15 protein-coding genes and 3 pseudogenes are annotated in these 16,145 nt (G+C 65.3%); 12 read left to right on the plus strand and 6 right to left on the minus strand.

Features of this window, described 5'->3' with window-relative positions:
- Window positions 1-118: 118 nt before the first annotated feature.
- Window positions 119-304, minus strand: a pseudogene (locus tag Y900_RS27200) (heavy-metal-associated domain-containing protein); the annotation flags it as partial.
- Between the two features lie 312 nt (window positions 305-616).
- Between Y900_RS27200 and Y900_RS27205 the strand changes: the two are divergent.
- Window positions 617-3,055: a heavy metal translocating P-type ATPase gene (locus Y900_RS27205; protein WP_036348386.1), complete on the plus strand. Its 2,439-nt coding sequence runs from the start codon at window positions 617-619 to the stop codon at window positions 3,053-3,055.
- A gap of 57 nt (window positions 3,056-3,112) precedes the next feature.
- On the opposite strand, the gene Y900_RS27210 is transcribed toward Y900_RS27205, so the two are convergent.
- The gene (locus Y900_RS27210; RefSeq protein ID WP_237752743.1) at window positions 3,113-4,090 is read right to left on the minus strand and encodes a DMT family transporter; all 978 of its coding nucleotides are present in this window, start codon (window positions 4,088-4,090) and stop codon (window positions 3,113-3,115) included.
- 267 nt (window positions 4,091-4,357) lie between these two features.
- Here Y900_RS27210 and Y900_RS27215 point away from each other — a divergent pair, with 267 nt between their 5' ends.
- Window positions 4,358-4,666, plus strand: a complete 309-nt coding sequence (locus Y900_RS27215) for a metal-sensitive transcriptional regulator (RefSeq protein ID WP_036348388.1) — start codon at window positions 4,358-4,360, stop codon at window positions 4,664-4,666.
- 266 nt (window positions 4,667-4,932) lie between these two features.
- Here Y900_RS27215 and Y900_RS27220 read toward each other — a convergent pair whose 3' ends face one another.
- On the minus strand, window positions 4,933-5,802 hold the full coding sequence (locus Y900_RS27220; RefSeq protein ID WP_109751289.1) for a polysaccharide deacetylase family protein: 870 nt from the start codon (window positions 5,800-5,802) through the stop codon (window positions 4,933-4,935).
- Window positions 5,803-6,221: 419 nt separating this feature from the next.
- Here Y900_RS27220 and Y900_RS27225 point away from each other — a divergent pair, with 419 nt between their 5' ends.
- The 4 genes from Y900_RS27225 to Y900_RS27240 all read left to right on the plus strand — a co-directional run bounded on the left by Y900_RS27225 (window position 6,222) and on the right by Y900_RS27240 (window position 9,556).
- Complete coding sequence (locus Y900_RS27225) at window positions 6,222-7,457, plus strand: L,D-transpeptidase (RefSeq protein ID WP_036348941.1); 1,236 nt, start codon at window positions 6,222-6,224, stop codon at window positions 7,455-7,457.
- Between the two features lie 125 nt (window positions 7,458-7,582).
- Window positions 7,583-8,035 (plus strand): hypothetical protein, encoded by a 453-nt coding sequence (locus Y900_RS27230; RefSeq protein ID WP_051660558.1) that lies wholly within the window; start codon window positions 7,583-7,585, stop codon window positions 8,033-8,035.
- A gap of 208 nt (window positions 8,036-8,243) precedes the next feature.
- On the plus strand, window positions 8,244-8,666 hold the full coding sequence (locus tag Y900_RS27235) for a BlaI/MecI/CopY family transcriptional regulator (protein ID WP_051660500.1): 423 nt from the start codon (window positions 8,244-8,246) through the stop codon (window positions 8,664-8,666).
- Between the two features lie 20 nt (window positions 8,667-8,686).
- Entirely contained in the window at window positions 8,687-9,556 is an 870-nt protein-coding gene (locus Y900_RS27240; protein ID WP_237752744.1) for a M56 family metallopeptidase, read from the plus strand.
- A 23-nt stretch (window positions 9,557-9,579) separates the two neighbouring features.
- On the opposite strand, the gene Y900_RS27245 is transcribed toward Y900_RS27240, so the two are convergent.
- A complete protein-coding gene (locus Y900_RS27245; RefSeq protein ID WP_036348397.1) occupies window positions 9,580-9,807 on the minus strand; it encodes a hypothetical protein in 228 nt (75 codons plus the stop codon).
- A 405-nt stretch (window positions 9,808-10,212) separates the two neighbouring features.
- Here Y900_RS27245 and Y900_RS27250 point away from each other — a divergent pair, with 405 nt between their 5' ends.
- The gene (locus Y900_RS27250) at window positions 10,213-10,590 is read left to right on the plus strand and encodes a BlaI/MecI/CopY family transcriptional regulator (protein ID WP_036348946.1); all 378 of its coding nucleotides are present in this window, start codon (window positions 10,213-10,215) and stop codon (window positions 10,588-10,590) included.
- Window positions 10,587-11,516, plus strand: coding sequence for a M56 family metallopeptidase (locus Y900_RS27255; RefSeq protein WP_036348400.1), 930 nt, complete (start codon window positions 10,587-10,589; stop codon window positions 11,514-11,516). Before Y900_RS27250 ends, Y900_RS27255 begins: the two co-directional genes overlap by 4 nt.
- A gap of 179 nt (window positions 11,517-11,695) precedes the next feature.
- On the opposite strand, the pseudogene Y900_RS27260 reads toward Y900_RS27255, so the two are convergent.
- A pseudogene (locus tag Y900_RS27260) lies at window positions 11,696-12,019 on the minus strand (Gfo/Idh/MocA family protein); the annotation flags it as partial.
- Window positions 12,020-12,021: 2 nt separating this feature from the next.
- On the opposite strand from Y900_RS27260, the pseudogene Y900_RS27265 reads away from it, so the two are divergent.
- From Y900_RS27265 to Y900_RS27275, 4 genes and pseudogenes are all read left to right on the plus strand, one after another.
- A pseudogene (locus tag Y900_RS27265) lies at window positions 12,022-12,832 on the plus strand (IS110 family transposase); the annotation flags it as partial.
- A gap of 38 nt (window positions 12,833-12,870) precedes the next feature.
- Window positions 12,871-13,017 (plus strand): hypothetical protein, encoded by a 147-nt coding sequence (locus tag Y900_RS32545; RefSeq protein ID WP_157838287.1) that lies wholly within the window; start codon window positions 12,871-12,873, stop codon window positions 13,015-13,017.
- Between the two features lie 154 nt (window positions 13,018-13,171).
- Entirely contained in the window at window positions 13,172-13,834 is a 663-nt protein-coding gene (locus Y900_RS27270; protein ID WP_051660502.1) for a methyltransferase family protein, read from the plus strand.
- A 185-nt stretch (window positions 13,835-14,019) separates the two neighbouring features.
- Window positions 14,020-15,684 carry an ABC1 kinase family protein gene (locus tag Y900_RS27275; RefSeq protein WP_036348403.1) on the plus strand — a complete coding sequence of 555 codons (1,665 nt, stop codon included), beginning with the start codon at window positions 14,020-14,022 and terminating at the stop codon, window positions 15,682-15,684.
- Window positions 15,685-15,904: 220 nt separating this feature from the next.
- Here Y900_RS27275 and Y900_RS27280 read toward each other — a convergent pair whose 3' ends face one another.
- A complete protein-coding gene (locus tag Y900_RS27280; RefSeq protein WP_036348407.1) occupies window positions 15,905-16,141 on the minus strand; it encodes a hypothetical protein in 237 nt (78 codons plus the stop codon).
- Window positions 16,142-16,145: the final 4 nt, after the last annotated feature.

Here is a 16,145-nt window from a genome sequence, read left to right on the forward strand (position 1 = left end):
ACGATGACTCCCCCGCCTCGTCGGCGGCGTCGTGACTTACTTAGCCGCAGCCGCAGCCACCGCCCGCCAGCGGTAGGGGCTTCCCGCCGACCAGCTCCGAATCCGGCACGACCACGTCATAGCCTGCTTCTGAGATTGCCTGCGCCACAGCTTGTTCCGACGGCGCACGGGTGACGGTCACGGTGCCCGTCGCCAGGTCAACCTCCACGTCCTGCGCTCCGGGCACCGAAGCCACAGCAGCCTTCACCGTCGACACGCAGTGCCCGCACGTCATGCCCTGGACTTTGTATGTGGTGACAGTCATCGTCTCCACCCTTTCTCCAATGCGCTCACACGAGCACCTTGTCACTATATACCCCTGCGGGGTATAAGTATCTAGGGCCTTTCGGCACCGACGCGACGGCGTCAGGTCTGCGCATCACTCGCACGCCCGCGTAATGTCTGCCGACTTCTTCATCGAATCTTCACCGGATCACTAACGAAGATGCGGCGGCTGGGCGCAGGCTTGGACGGGATCCGGTTAGTCGGCTCAACGAGGTCAACGCGGGTAACAGAATCGAGGAGCGATGACCAACAAATACGATCTCGCCCTCACCACGAAAGGGCGCCACCGCCGATGAACCAAACCACCGTTCTCGAAGTGGGCGGCCTGAACTGGGCCAGTTCGGCGTCAGCGGTGGAGGCCACGCTGCTGCGCCGCCCGGGCGTCTTCGCTGTTGCGGCCAACGCTGTCAACCAGACCGCCACTGTCACCTATGACCCCGACCGGACGTCGGTCGCCGAACTGTCGAAGTGGGTGCGCGACTGCGGCTATCACTGTGCCGGCCGTTCCGTGCCCGATCACGTCTGCGACCCGATGTCGGAACCGACTGGTACGGGTTCGGCGGTTCGCCATGCCCCCACTGCCGCCGCCCTAGCGCCAGCCGACGGGCACGCGGTGCACGACATGCCCGCTGGGCACGCGGTGCCGGCCGGGCGCTCGCCTCAGGAAATGATGGGCCACGGCGGCGGCCACGGCGGGATGTCGATGGACGCGATGGTCCGCGACATGCGCAACCGCTTCCTGGTGGCACTGGTGTTGTCGATCCCGATCATGCTGTGGTCGCCGATGGGTCGCGACATGTTCGGGTTCACGGTGCCGGCGCCGTTCGGGCTGCGCGATGACGTGTTCACCCTGATCCTGAGCCTGCCGGTCATCTTCTACTCGGCGTGGATCTTCTTCGACGGCGCCTACAGGGCGCTCAAGGCGCGGACGCTGGACATGATGGTGCTCGTCGCCGTCGCAGTGGGAGCCGGCTGGCTCTACAGCGTCGTGGTGACACTGACCGGTGGCGGCGAGGTGTTCTACGAGGCCGCCACCGTGCTGACCACGTTCGTGCTGCTCGGGCACTGGTTCGAGATGCGTGCCCGCGGCGGCGCGAACGACGCCATCCGTACTCTGCTGCAGCTGGCCCCGCCGATGGCGGTGGTGCTGCGCGATGGTGAGCCTGTCGAAATCCCGACGGCCGACGTTGTCGTTGGAGATCTGCTGCTCATCCGCCCGGGCGGAAAGATCCCGGTCGACGGCACGGTCGAGGACGGCAATTCCGAAGTGGACGAGTCGATGGTGACCGGGGAGAGCCTACCGGTCACCAAAGAGGCCGGCTCCCACGTGATCGGCGCCTCGATCAACACCACCGGAACGCTGCGGGTGCGCGCCACCAAGGTGGGCTCCGACACCGTGCTCGCCCAGATCGTGGCCATGGTGCAAGAAGCCCAGAACTCCAAAGCCCCCGGCCAGCGGTTCGCCGACCGGGCCGCGTTCTGGCTGGTCCTGGTCGCACTGATCGGCGGCACGGGGACATTCCTCGTGTGGTGGCTGGTCGGCGACAGTGTGCAGACGGCGCTGCTGTTCGCGATCACCGTCGTGGTGATCACCTGCCCCGACGCACTGGGGCTGGCCACCCCGACCGCGATCATGGTCGGCACCGGCCTGGGGGCAAAGCGCGGCGTACTGTTCAAGAACGCAACCGCTCTGGAAACCTCGGCGCGCATCGACACCGTGGTGATGGACAAAACTGGCACGCTCACCAAGGGCGAGCCGGAGGTCACCGACGTCGTCGCCGAGGGCATCGGCGAGGACGAGGTGCTGGCGCTGGTCGCCGCGGTCGAACGCGAGTCCGAGCACCCCCTGGCCGGCGCGATCGTCCGCTACGCCGATGACCGCGGCCTGGCGCGGCTGACGCTGGACGGATTCCGCAACGTGCCCGGGCACGGCGCGACCGCCCAGGTCCAGGGACGCCGTGTCGCGGTCGGCAACCGCAAGCTGATGGTCGCCGAAAACGTCGACTTCGGTGCACTGATGGCACGACGGGACGAGCTCGCCTCGACCGGCCGGACCGCGGTGCTCGTCGCCGTCGACGGCCGAGGCGTTGGGGTCATCGCGCTGGCCGATGCCGCCCGGGAAACCTCCGCCGCTGCGGTCTCCGCACTGCATGACTTAGACGTCGAAGTGGTCATGCTCAGCGGCGACAATCAAGCGACGGCCCAACGCATCGCCGGACAGCTCGGCATCGACACCGTCATCGCCGAAGTGCTGCCCGGCGACAAGGCCACCAAGATCGCCGAATTGCAGCGTTCAGGCAAAAAGGTCGCGATGGTCGGCGACGGCGTCAACGACGCTCCGGCCCTGGCGCAAGCCGACCTGGGCATCGCGATCGGCGCCGGCACCGACGTCGCGATCGAAACCGCAGACCTGGTGCTGATGCGCTCCGACCCCCTAGACGTGCCGATCGCGCTGCGTATCGGGCGAGGCACCCTGCGCAAAATGCGGCAGAACCTGGGCTGGGCGGTCGGCTACAACGTCATCGCCCTGCCCATCGCCGCCGGAGTCTTCGAGCCGTCGCTGGGTCTGGTGCTGCGCCCGGAAATCGCCGCCCTGTCGATGTCGGGCTCCAGCCTCATCGTCGCGGTCAACGCCCTGATGCTCAAACGACTCAAGCTGCCCGCCCCACCACAACCCCAGCCGAGCCCACAGACTCCCGCCCCCACACCCTCACCCACCGGCCCACGGTAAGGCGCGCTGCGTCACCCACCTGCACGCCCGATCGAGCTGCTCGCAGCTGACGGACCGTCACTGGCCCCCATTCCCGGGATGGGGTGATTCGCCGGTCGGCGGCAGAATCGTTTGGCGCCCTGTGCGGTTGGCGTGGGCCACCACCGCCAGCGCTGCCAGTACGATCGCATCGCCGAGGCCGTCGAGGAGAGTAAGACGTTCGCGAAGCACGGTTGCGCCCAAGACAACGCTGATAACCGGTACCAGTAGAGTCCAGGCGGTAACCGAGGTCAACGTGGCACGTCGTAGTTCGCTGAACCACAGCAGGTAGGGCAGTGCGGTCCCGGCGAGGGCCAAGACGGCAAGTATGACCGTGAAGCGCACACTCCAAGTGACGGTGGTCGGCGGTCCGTCGATCAGCAGGGCGATCAGCGCGAGGACGGCGCCGCCGAGCAAGAATTGTCCGGCGCCCAACATGAGCAGGTCCACGCCCGACAATCGACGTGCCAGTAGCGCCCCGGTGGTGACGCCGAGCGCGGCGACCAAGGCCAGGGCGGCCCCACGACCGCCGCCTGATGGGGCCGCAACGAGCAGCAGACCACCGAACCCCATGGCAACGCCGACGCTCACCGCGACCCGGGGCCGTTCACCGTAGAGCCACCACGCCGGCAGGACCACCAGCAGGGGCGTCGAGTTGCTCAGCACGGCCGCGACGCCAGTCGTGGCACCGGTGACACTGGCAAACATCGCCCCGAAGGTAAGCGTGACATTGGTCAGCGCCAAGACCGTGATCAACGCCCACGCGCCGCCGCCACGCGGAAACCGCCGGCCGGCGGACCTACTGAGCACGGTGGCCGCCAACAGTGCCGCCCCGGCAGCCAAGGCCCGCAGCGCAGCGAACCATAACAGTGGGGCATCGCGCATCCCCCACATGATCAGCACAAAGCACGATCCCCAGGCCAGCGCAATGACCACCATGCGCAACGGACGAGCCGCCAACTCGCCAGCGGTCCCATCTGCAGAGCCGCCATGGGTGTCACGCGAATAGTGAGACATTAAGGCCGCCTCGATACCGTCGACTCGTACCCGTTGAGGGCACCGCCGGCGGAAGCAGTCACAACGGCCCTGACTGCGATGCCGGGACGCTCCCACCCCGAAAGCACGCACATCGACGGTATCCCGGCACAGATTGGCGCAGCCGCAACGGTGAAATCTTCCGTCAGGCCCGAACAGTAGTAGGTTCCCTGCCTACACATTATTGCTGACGCAGCAGGGTATTTTTGAAAATGGAGCGGCAAACACCTGAAGGCGAAAGAGTGGGAAATGAGCGCTGAGCCCGTCGGAAGTGCGCATGGATATATCCGGTCCAGGGCTGACTATCTCACCCGCTTGCGCCGCATCGAAGGGCAGGCGCGGGGCCTTCAGCGGATGGTCGAAGAAGATCAGTACTGTATCGACATCCTCACCCAAGTGTCGGCGATGACGAAGGCGCTGCAAGCCGTCGCGCTGGGTCTGCTCGCTGATCACATCGGCCACTGTGTCGTTAATGCCGCCGCGGCCGGCGATAGCGCCGAGGCGCAAGCCAAGCTCACCGAAGCCAACGAGGCGATCGCGCGCCTGGTGCGTTCGTAGTCGCAGTCGCAGTCGCGCAACCGAATTGCACTCCGGGGCGGGCCGTCGACGCCACAACCAGGTTGTGTCATGGGTATCTCAGGGGCAATGCCCAGCCGAATTGACGCCGTTGTGCGCCGAGTTCGCACGCTTATCATGGAGGACTTGATGTACATCACCGAGCAGCGCGCCGGCATCGTCGCGTCACCAAATATCGCTTTCGCACTGGCCATGGCCAAAGGCCGGGAGGTTGAAGCGGAGGGCTAAGAGTGGATCGAGGCCCCCAATCATTGTGGGCCGCCGGGGTTTTGGTTCGGGATATCTGTGATCGGGAGGTTCGGTGCTGGTTTAGGTGAGGGGGTGGCCGACAGCACCGGGACCCGCACGGCGGGGATGTCGGTGATGTCGTTGGCGGGTAGGCCGTTCTCCCGCCCGCCATAGCTGCTGCCTGGGGCACGTGAGCCAAGTAAATGACTGACTGTAACCAGGTGATAGCCATTGGCCCTCAGCACGGGCAGGAATTGGTAGACGAGATCGACGGTGCTGGAGTACGTGTCATGCAGCAACACCACTGAACCGGGCCTTATCTGCGTCTTGAGCATGTAGACGGTGGCGGCGGTGTTGGAATCGTTGATCCAGTCGAACGGAATGACGTCCCACAGGATCTGGGACAGCCCCTGTCTGCCCGCTTCGGCGACGACGACGTCGTCGGAAAGCCCGCCAGCCGGGCGGAACAAGGTTGGTGCCCGGCCGGTCGCGGCGGTGATCGCATCAGTGGCCTTGCTGAGCTGGCTAGCGATGTCCTCCGTGGGAATGGTTGTCATGTTGGGGTGTTCCCAGGTGTGGTTGCCGATCTCCATGCCGGCATCGGCGATACGTTTGGCGCTACCTGGATCGCGCGCAACTTTGTTGCCGATCAAAAAGAACGTGGCCTTGGCGTCGCCGTCGGCCAGCACCTGCAGTAGCCGATCGGTGAACGGGGTGGGGCCGTCATCAAAGGTCAACGCGACGCACTTGGCGCGGGCGCAGTCGACCTGATCGGGACCGACATCGCGCCTGCTGGCCACCACCATCAAGGCTGCCGTTGCGCCGACAACGACCACCAAGGCCACAAACGACAGCCACATCGAGCGGCTCACCGCAGGTCGTTGGATCATCGACGCCATCCTCGTCTTCGCCGCCACGCGGTCCGTTGGTATCGCCCTCATTCTGGCCTGCGCACCGCGAAGCCTGCGTCGGGCCGGCCCCCGCCGGGTTGGGTGGCACGCCCCGACCGTCGCGCGGGCGAGCGCAGGCTGCGCCGCGACCAACGGTGGTGTGGGTACCCTGGCCGGGTATCGCGAACGTGGTGCTTCGAGCACGGAAAGCAAACTCCCGCGTGGCGCGCGCCAGTGGTGTTGTGCAGCATATGCACTGCTCAGAGGACGATCCGTGTACTGGCACCCATCACGGTGTCACTCCATCTACTATGTTGGTACGGAGATCATATGACAGGGGGTTCCTCGGCGATGGGGCCGCGACATGAGCCGAATCGACACAGGAGTATGTAGTGAGGTCGGATCGCCGAGCCGCGGTGATGGTGCTGAGTGCGGTGCTGGTGATCACGGGGGTTTTGGGTGCGGTGCTCAGCGTGCGGCTGGCCTGTACCCTCCGGTGTTCGTCTGGCACGACCGCACCAGCGCCGGTGCCCGCCGAGGTCGCCTCACCCACACCCGCGGCGGTGAGCATTTTCCCGGCCTCCGGTGCCCGCGATGTCGATCCGCTGGCGGCGATCTCGGTGACCGCGACGGCTGGCACCCTGAACGACGTGTCGATGGTCAACGAACAGGGCACCCGGGTAGCCGGGGTGATGACGCCGGACAACACGGTGTGGAAGCCGGCAGTGCCCCTGGGTTACGGGCGCAGCTACACCCTGACGATCACCGCAGCCGGGACCGACGGCACCCCGGCCAGGCGGGTGTCGACGTTTTCCACGCTGATCCCGAGCAATCAGACCAAGGTGTATTTGACGACCACCGGCGGGGCGCCGCTGCACGATGGCGCCCGCTACGGCATCGGCACCGTGGTGGTCGCCCACTTCGACGAGCCGATCACCGACCGTGCCGCTGCGCAACGGCGGCTCTCGGTCACCACCAGCCCCGCGGTACCAGGGTCCTGGTACTGGTTAGATGACCAGAACGCGCACTGGCGACCCCAGCAGTACTACCAACCCGGCACCACCGTGACCGTGACGGCCAACATTTATGGCGTGCCGCTCGGCAATGGGCTCTACGGCCAAGAAGACACCCAAGTCAGCTTCACCATCGGTGACGCGCATGTGTCGATCGCCGACGACGTGACCAAGCAGGTCAGTGTCTACAACAACGGTGTTCTAGTCCGCACCATGCCCACTTCGATGGGAATGGGAGGAAGTGAAACCGTTGGTGGGCAGACCATCTCGTTTTGGACCCAACCCGGCGTTTACACTGTGATGGACAAGGCTAACCCGGTGATCATGGACTCCTCGACATACGGGCTGCCGATCAACTCCCGGCTGGGCTACCGCGAAACCATCAAGTACGCCACCCGCATCAGCACCGATGGCATCTATCTGCATCAACTCGACGCCACCGTCTGGGCCCAGGGCAACACCAACGTCTCTCACGGCTGTCTGAACCTCAACGCCGACAACGCCCAATGGTTCTTCGCATTCTCGCAGCCCGGCGACATCGTCGAAGTCCGCAATACCGGCGGTGACCCTTTGCAGGTGTGGCAAAACGGAGACTGGAGCATGCCCTGGAACCAATGGCTCGCCGGCAGCGCCCTGCCCTAACCCCCACCGGAGGCCGCCAGCTACCTGACCCCGCCACCGGCCCGCGCCAAGAACCCGGCCAGTTGTTCTACTATCTGCTTTAGTAGCAGTGCACAAGTCGACCGAAGGGTGGTAGCGCTGTGAGCATGCCGCGTTGGTCGTGGAAACAGTGGCTTGCCGCCGTGATCGGGGCCGTGGCCGTGGCGCTGGTCGTGGGCGTCCCGACAGGACTGCTGACCACACCCCTTTACACACGGATGACACCGGTACCGTGGTGGAGCTACACCGTGTGGATCGCCACCGCGGCGATGAGCGGAATGTTGATCGCCACCTATGTGCAACGCCCCCAGGCCACCCCGGCGGCAACGAGAACTGGTGTGGTCGCCAACGTCGGATCCTTTCTAGCCGTCGGGTGCCCGGTATGCAACAAAGTCGTCATTGCCCTGGCGGGCGTTGGGGGCGCACTCAATGTCTGGGCGCCGATGCAACCGCTCATCGCGGCGATCTCACTGGCAGCACTGGGCTGGGCACTGCGGCGGCGGCTCACCGGGCCGCAGGCTTGCCCGCTTCTGGTCACCAGCGACTCCGGACCACCGTGATTCCCTGTCCGAGATCGGTCGATGCCCGGCGCCTCGAGTTCGCCTCGCGCGGAGGTTGCGTGTCGGTCCAGAGTGGGTCACGGCCCCCGGCCGAGCGCACACGCGGCGAGTGCACCGCGCACCACATCGCCGGCGTCCCGGTGTCCGAGAACCTCGATCAGGCAGACGACGTACTCATCACGTCGTCGCAGCTAAGCGAAAGGTGAGCATGGCCCGCAAACCAGCCGAACGAGAATCAGGTCGGGTTCGCCGAGCCGCTAGGCGACCATTGCTTGGTTTGGGCGAGTTGGAGGCGTTGGCAATGGACGTGGTGTGGCGCACCGGCGAACCGGTGCGGGTCCGTGATGTCATCGACGGCCTCGAACCGGGCCGCGATCCCGCCTACACGACCGTGATGACAGTAATGGACAACCTGTACCGCAAGGGCTGGCTGACTCGCGAGCGTTGTGGACGCGCCTACTTTTACGCCGCGGCACGCAGTCGCACGGAGGCGGCTACCGACGCCGTGCGGGATCTGCTCGCCGGCGCTGATGATCCGGCAGAAGTGCTGCTGCACTTCGCCCGCGACGCGACGGACGCTGAGTCCAAGGCGCTCTCGCGTGGACTCAGACAACGCAGACGCGCACAGTGAGCGCCATCTGGGTGTGGCTAGTGACCGGACTCGCGCTGGGGGGCGTATCGCCGGCGTTGCTGCGAGTGCTGGTGCGCCGCGGGATCCACCCCCACATCCTTCTGCTGGCCTGGCTGACGTTGCTGAGCGCGACGGTTGTGCAGATCGCGCTACCCGGTCTCGGTGACGTGATGCACCGCTGCTGGCTGGTGCTGCACAACGGTCAACCGGACCGCCTGGATGGCATCGGCGGTGCGCTCAGCGCGGCCATGCTACTCACCGCCTTCGTGCGGGCGGGATGGGCCTTGCGGCGCTCGGCTGCCGCACGCCGGGCCCTGCGCGACCGTCATCTCGGGTTGGCGCGGATCCTTGGCGGTGCACGCCGCGATCAGGGGGTGCTGTGGCTGCCGGTCGCCGAGCCGGTCGCCTACAGTGTGCCCGGTCATCCGCCACTGGTGGTGGCCAGTACCGGACTGCGAGCAGTGCTGGATGCCGACGCCTTGGCGGGGGTGCTGGCCCATGAGCGCGCGCACCTGGCCCGTCGTCATCACATGCTCGTTGCCGCGGCTGACGCGGCCGCTGCCGGTTTCTGGTGGCTGCCTCTGATGCGGGCGTCACCGGCGCTGGTACGGACACTGGTGGAACTAGACGCTGATGCGCACGCCGCACGGCTGCACGGTGCGGGCGGGCTGCGGCGGGCACTGCAGACGCTGCGACCGGCACCCGTAGCAGCGCCGGCGTTGGGCATCACCAGCGAATGCACCGAATTGCGATTGGCGCGTCTTGCTGCGCAAGCGCCTGGTGACACTGTCTCAGCGATGGCAGCCCTCGGCGTGGTCGCCTCCCTGCTTTCGGCGGTGTCGATTACGGTGCTGCTCGCGGTCACGGTGCTCGCATCGTGCGCAACGTGATCCACCCGAATCGTCTGGGCCGCTCAGGTTTTGGCGGCAAGGCCCACGAGAAAAAAACCGACTAAGATCAGGAGCGCGGCCATCGGGTAGCCCAGCAGCAGGTCCTGCAGACCGATGATCCGCAACCGCCCGAGGTGGGTAATCATGTGCACGACCGCCATCACCGCCCCGATACCCACCAGCGCCCACCCCAGCACCCGGCGGCGCCGCTCGCGACGGTACTCGATCGTGTACAGCGACTTGGGACTCATATGGCCCCGGCTAAAACAGCGATGCCCAACTGCGTCCCTCTCCTTTGCGTTACCACGGATCGAACTACTATGAGCAATAGTACTAATCGCAATAGTATGTGCAAGCGGCTGGCGAGTACCAGCTGGGGCGGGGTCGCTCGGCGGCTCTACATCAGCGCATCGCGAGTTCACGTCCGCGTTCGCCGGCAACGTTGGCACGCGCAGTCCCAGACGCTGGTGTGCTCATCACAGTCCAGACCGGTCGTGCGATTGCGGTGACAAGTGCCAAGCGCGTACCGGCCTGCTATTTGCACGGTCGGCGGCACGCCTACTCTGGCAGAGGCGGGCGTGCAGCTAAGTTGATGGCTGAGGGCGCGCGGAGGAAAACCTCCGGTTGATGTCTGGGCTGACGTGCAGGAGCGTGCGGTGCGTGTTCGGGGCTTTGGCGAGCTTGAGGCCGTCATTATGGACCGGTTGTGGACCCGCAATGAGGTCTCGACGGTGCGCGACATCTTCGACGATCTCACGCTTGACCGCCGAATCGCGTACACCACAGTGTTGTCCACGATGGACAACCTGCACCGCAAAGGCATTCTTACGCGAGAGCGGGTCGGCAAGGCGTATCACTATCTGCCGGTCATGACCCGCGAGGAGCATTCAGCCACGTTGATGCGGGCAGCCTTCGACTCCGGCGGTGATACCGACCTGGTACTGACCTACTTCTTGGAGCAAATGACCGCCGAAGAGTCCACGCGCGTTCAGGACGCACTGCGCCGCATCATTATTGACGGGAAGCGACGATGAACGTCGCCGCCTGGATGCTGCTCTACGCCGCAACACTGACATGGTTAGGCCCCCCGGTTCTGGGCCGCATCACCGGCAGTGGCGGCAGCCCCCGGCTGGGTGTCACCGTCTGGCTGACAACGATCATCGGGGCGCTCAGTGGGTGGATCGCCGCGCTGGGCCTCATGATCGACCACGTGATCGCCAACCTGGCTGACGAATCGCCGCTGACGTTCTGCCTGGACGCGGTGGGCTTTACTGGCGGCGTCGACATGACACGCCAGGTTGGTTCGATCGCCACGACGGTGCTTGCTTGTGCCGGAGTACTGGTGACGGCCATCGCAATCCGGCGAGTATGGAGCGGAATCCGGCGGCTTCGACACCACAGTCACGAGCACGCACGGGCCGCCCGGGTGGTTGGCGTATCTACCGACCAGCCCGACGTTGTCATCGTTGACTCCAGTCAACCCGCCGCCTACTGCGTGGCGGGACGGCCGCAGACCATCATTGTCACCACCGCCGCGTTGCAACGCCTCGAGAGGCCGCAGCTGGATGCCGTGCTGACCCACGAACGCGCCCACCTGACCGGCCACCATCACCAGATCCTGATGATCCTTCGTTCGCTGGCGAGGGGCATACCACGTCTGCCGCTGTTCGGCGCCAGCGCCAGCGCTGTCGCCAGGCTGCTAGAAATGTGTGCTGACGACGCCGCCGTCCGCAGGCATGGCTCCCATCCATTGTTGTGCGGCATGGTCACTCTGGTAGCCGGTCCATCTCAACCGGCCGGCGCCCTGGGCGCAGCCGATGTCGCCGTCTTGGCGCGGGCATCCCGGCTGGTGAGCCCTGCCGGGCCCGTCGATCAGTGTTGCGAACGGCTGATCCTGGTGACCGCCATCGCGCTGACCATCGCCACCCCATTTATCGCCGGGTTACTGTGCCACCACTGAGACCAGACCCGGGGGATGCTTCCGGCGGGCTCCGACGCTTCCAGCGCCCACCGTAGGCTCAGCGCCGCCTCAACGCGGCGGTAAGGCAGGTGCGGAACACACCTCTAAGCGGTCGGGATGCAGGATCGCTGCGAACTGTCCGGCGGCCAATTTCGTCGCCGACGACCTGTTCCGAGCGGTCAGCTCGGCTCACGGAGTAAGAGACCGGCAGCGCGATACATCGCATCGATAGCGGTCATGTTCTCGACCGCGTCTTCCGGCCTCGTTTTCACTGTTTCGCCGCGCACCACGGCTGCGGCGAAAGCGTCGAGTTGATAGGCGTAGGACGCGCGGCGCGTAAAACGCTCCAAGCGTTTGCTGTTGGCTGATCGGACCGACTCGGTATAGGAACTGGGCATGATGGGATTGAGCGCACGCAGTTCGCCGCGGTCGCCTACCACCCTGGCGCTGATCTTCAGCACATCCGACGACCACATCGAGCAGCGGACCCGGGCGATAGCGCCCGTCCAGAGGGACACCCGAAGGCATAGCCGGAATCCGGGGCTTGCACGAGCTGATCGCCGCGCACGCTGAGGAATCCGAGCAGGTGGCAATCGGCATCGAGACCGACCGCGGATTGTGGGTGTCAGCACTGAGTGGGGCTGGTTTTCAGGTGTGGGCGATCAATCCGATAGCCGCAGCCCGCTACCGCGATCGTCACCACGTCTCGGGAGCCGAATCTGATGCCGGGGATGCCAAGGTGCTGGCCGATCTGGTTCGTACCGATCGGCACAATCACCGGTTCATCGCCGGGGACACCCCCGATGCCGAGGCGATCAAGGTGTTGGCCCGCACCCATCAGAGCCTGATCTGGGCACGCATCCGACACGGGAACATTTTGCGAAGCGCGCTGCGGGAGTACTACCCAGCGGCGCTGGAAGCCTTCGACTCGCTCACCGGTCGTGGCGCGTTGGCGATCTTGGGCCGCGCCCCCCACCCCCGAGCAGGGTGCACGGCTGAGCCTGTCGAAGATCAGCGCTCCACTCAAAGGCGCTGGGCGCCAACGCAACATCGACACCCGTGCCCGCGACATTCAGGCCGCACTACGCACCCAACACCTGGCCGTACCCGCTGCAGTGACCGCCGCGTTCGGCGCCACCACCAACGCGGCGGTCCACGTCATCGCCGACCTGAACCGCCAGATCAGCGACCTCGAGGGCGAACTGGCGACACATTTTGAGACACGCCCGGACGCCGACATCTACCGCTCCCTGCCAGGACTTGGCGTCATCCTCGGCGCCCGGGTGCTCGGTGAGTTCGGGGACGACCCGAACCGATAAACCAGTCCGACGGGCCGAAATGACGCCTGACTGGCGTGGCGGCGTGGACAGGGCACGGGCATGCGTTCGAGGTCGTAGTACATGCCATCGACAATCGCTACTCCGGGGCTGTCCCGGCGGTGGGTGACGCCAGCGTCGACCAGAACTCACAGTTGACAGCGACGATGTCGCTGCCGGAATGACCGCAAGAATCGCATCCGTGCGCCGCTGCTCGCGTCGCCCATTTGTTCTACGATGCTGCTACGTAGATAGTAGCTTTGGATGGGCGGCAGTTGTTCGGTCCACGGGGTCAGCTCACATGCAGCGGGAAACCAGCTGCTGAGGGAGGAGGCGACCATGGATGACGCCGCCTACGGTTTGTGGCCGTTGGTGATTCTGAACACGGCGTTGTTCGTCGTGTTCGCGGCAAGTTTCTTTCACCCGCGCAGCAAGCGGGACTGGCGGGTGATGGGTGGCTATACCGCATTCCTGGTGGCGCTGTTCACCGAGATGTACGGCACACCGTTGACGATCTATCTGCTGGGCAGCTGGCTGGGTTCACGGTTTCCGCTGCTGCGCAGTACTCACTCGGGCGGGCATCTGTGGAACGACCTGATCGGTTGGCGCTGGGATCCACATCTGAGTCCGTTCCATCTGGCCAGCTATGTCGCCATCGGTGGCGGGTTCTGGTTGATCGCCGCGGCATGGCGGCCGCTGCACGAGGCGGCACGCACCGGCCGGCTGGCCACCACCGGGCCGTACGCGTGGGTGCGGCACCCCCAGTACGACGGGTTCGTCCTCGTGATGATCGGGTTTCTGTTGCAGTGGCCGACCATCCCCACCCTGATCATGTTCCCGATCCTCTTGTGGGTGTACGCGCGTCTGGCACGCCGGGAGGAAGCCGAGGTCGCCGCGGTCTTCGGTGTCGAGTGGGACAACTACGCCGCTCGCACACCCGCGTTCATCCCGCACCGGGCCCCCGGTAGCGATCGGATCACCCAGCATCATCGCGGCCCATAGCTTCAACGACGTATGGGCAGGCCAGCTGGATACGGGTCAGCGACGTCGGTGAGCATTCGAAAGCGCCAGTGTGCGGCCGGTTTTGACCGCCGCCGAAATGAACGCAACATGATGACCAGTTCAAGTCATCAAACTGACGTAATGCAATTGGCGCCATATACCTTTGGTGGTGCAAGACTGAACCGATGCCGGGAAATCATGCCGAGCGCTATCGGCAGATTGCCGAGACCCTGACCCGACACGGACTGGGTTTTTTGGTCGGCGCTGCAGGCCTGCAGCGCTGGTTGCCTTTTCACCATGGACTGATGGGGCACGAACGTCGGGAGGAGCCGTATTCGAATCCCGAACACCTCCGTCTGGCACTCGAACAACTCGGCCCGACATTCGTCAAACTAGGCCAGGTTCTGTCCACCCGCGCAGACCTGCTGCCCGAACCCTACCGGCGGGAACTGGCCAGATTGCAGGACGCCGCCCCCGCCGTCCCCGGTCCAGTCATCACCGACATCGTCGAACGCGAACTCGGAGCACCGCCCTCGGCGATCTTCACCTCGTTCGGGCTCCAGCCGCTGGCCAGTGCCTCGCTGGGTCAGGCCCACGCCGCCGTTCTGGCCGACGGCACCGAAGTCGTCGTCAAGGTGCGCCGCCCAGACGTGGTCGAACAAGTCGAGCAGGACCTGGAAATACTGCGGAACATGGCGACCCGGGCCAGCCACCGTTGGGAGGCTGCCGCCGACTACGACGTCATCGGTATCGCCGAAGAGTTCGCCAACACGCTGCGTGCTGAACTCGACTATCTGCACGAGGGCCGCAGTGCGGAGCGCTTCGCCACCAACTTCGCCGGCGACGAGAACGTCCACATTCCGCGCATCTACTGGGACACCACCACCTCACGGGTCCTGACCCTCGAACGGATCAGAGGTATCAAGGTCAGCGACCTGCAGGCGCTAGATGCCGCCGGCATCGACCGGCCAGCTCTGGCGGTGCGCGCCGCACGTGCGGTCGCGAAGATGATCTTCGAGGACGGGTTCTTCCATGCCGATCCGCACCCGGGCAACCTCTTCATCGAACTGGATGGCCGGATCGGACTGATCGATTTCGGCATGGTCGGCGAAATTGATCAGCAACTGCGTGAGAAACTCGGAACCCTGCTCATCGCGCTCGCACGACAGAATCCGCGCCGGGTCGCCTCCACGCTGGCCGATGTGAGTTCAGTTCGCGGCGCCATCGACCTGTCGGCGCTAACCACGGACCTGACCCCAATCATCGAACCCTACGAGAAAGAGGCGCTCGGTGAGATCCCCGTCGGCACACTGATCCAAGACACCCTTACCGTCATCCGTCACTACCACCTTCAGCTGCCGCGCCAATTGGCGCTGCTAGTGAAGATGCTTGCGATGACTGAGGGACTAGGTGTGCAACTGGACCCGCAGTTCCGGCTCGCGCAGGTCATCACCCCTTACGCCAAGCGGCTCATTTCACAACGCTATACACCCGCGGCGGTGGCCCATCGGCTCACGCAGGCAGGCGCTGACGCGCTCGACGCTGTCGAGGAACTGCCCGACCAACTTCGGCGCCTGCAAAGCGTGCTCGATAGCGGGGGCCCCGAGCTCCATCTGAAGGCAGCCGAACTGGACCCTGTGGTGGACCGGCTCGAAGCGACGGGACAACGTCTGGTCGTCGCCATCGTGACCGCGGCCGCCGTCCGGACGATCGGCGAGCTGGCGGCGGCGCGCTCGGACCGCCGACAAACCTGTAGCAACCCGCTGCTGCGAGCTGGCCAGGGTGCTGTCGGCGCACTGGGCGCCTACCTGCTGTGGACCGGGCGCCCCCCACGAAAACATCGCCGCTAGAAAGCAATCCGAACGTCCGACCCCAGCGGGAACAGCTATGCAGTTGATTCAAGAAAGGTGCCGACGTACAGCTGAGAGCGTGCTGTTTGGGGCTGCCGACAAACCGGTTGCTGGTTCCACTTGACCGCAATCGCATGTCCGGACACCGTACTGCTGGCCATCGTGATCGCCGTGTTCGTTGCGTTCCGGGGCTGGTCGAGGTTGCCATCATGGCAGCGGGTCACCGACACTGCAGCAGTGGAACCTCACTCAGAGCTGGGGAGACGCTGCTACCGTCGGTGATCAGACTCTTCTCGAGATCGGCGTCGTAGTCGCGGCTGGGGTCGGCGAAGTTGCGCCGCCCGGAAGCCGTCTGGGCGCTCAGCGCCAGTTTCTCTATGGTCCGACTGCGCGGATCGGTTTGGCGGCCATCGTAATTGCCGTCGCGGCGTCGTCCATTGAAGGTTGGACCAGCCACGCCG

Source organism: Mycolicibacterium aromaticivorans JS19b1 = JCM 16368 (genome assembly GCF_000559085.1).
Classification (GTDB): domain Bacteria; phylum Actinomycetota; class Actinomycetes; order Mycobacteriales; family Mycobacteriaceae; genus Mycobacterium; species Mycobacterium aromaticivorans.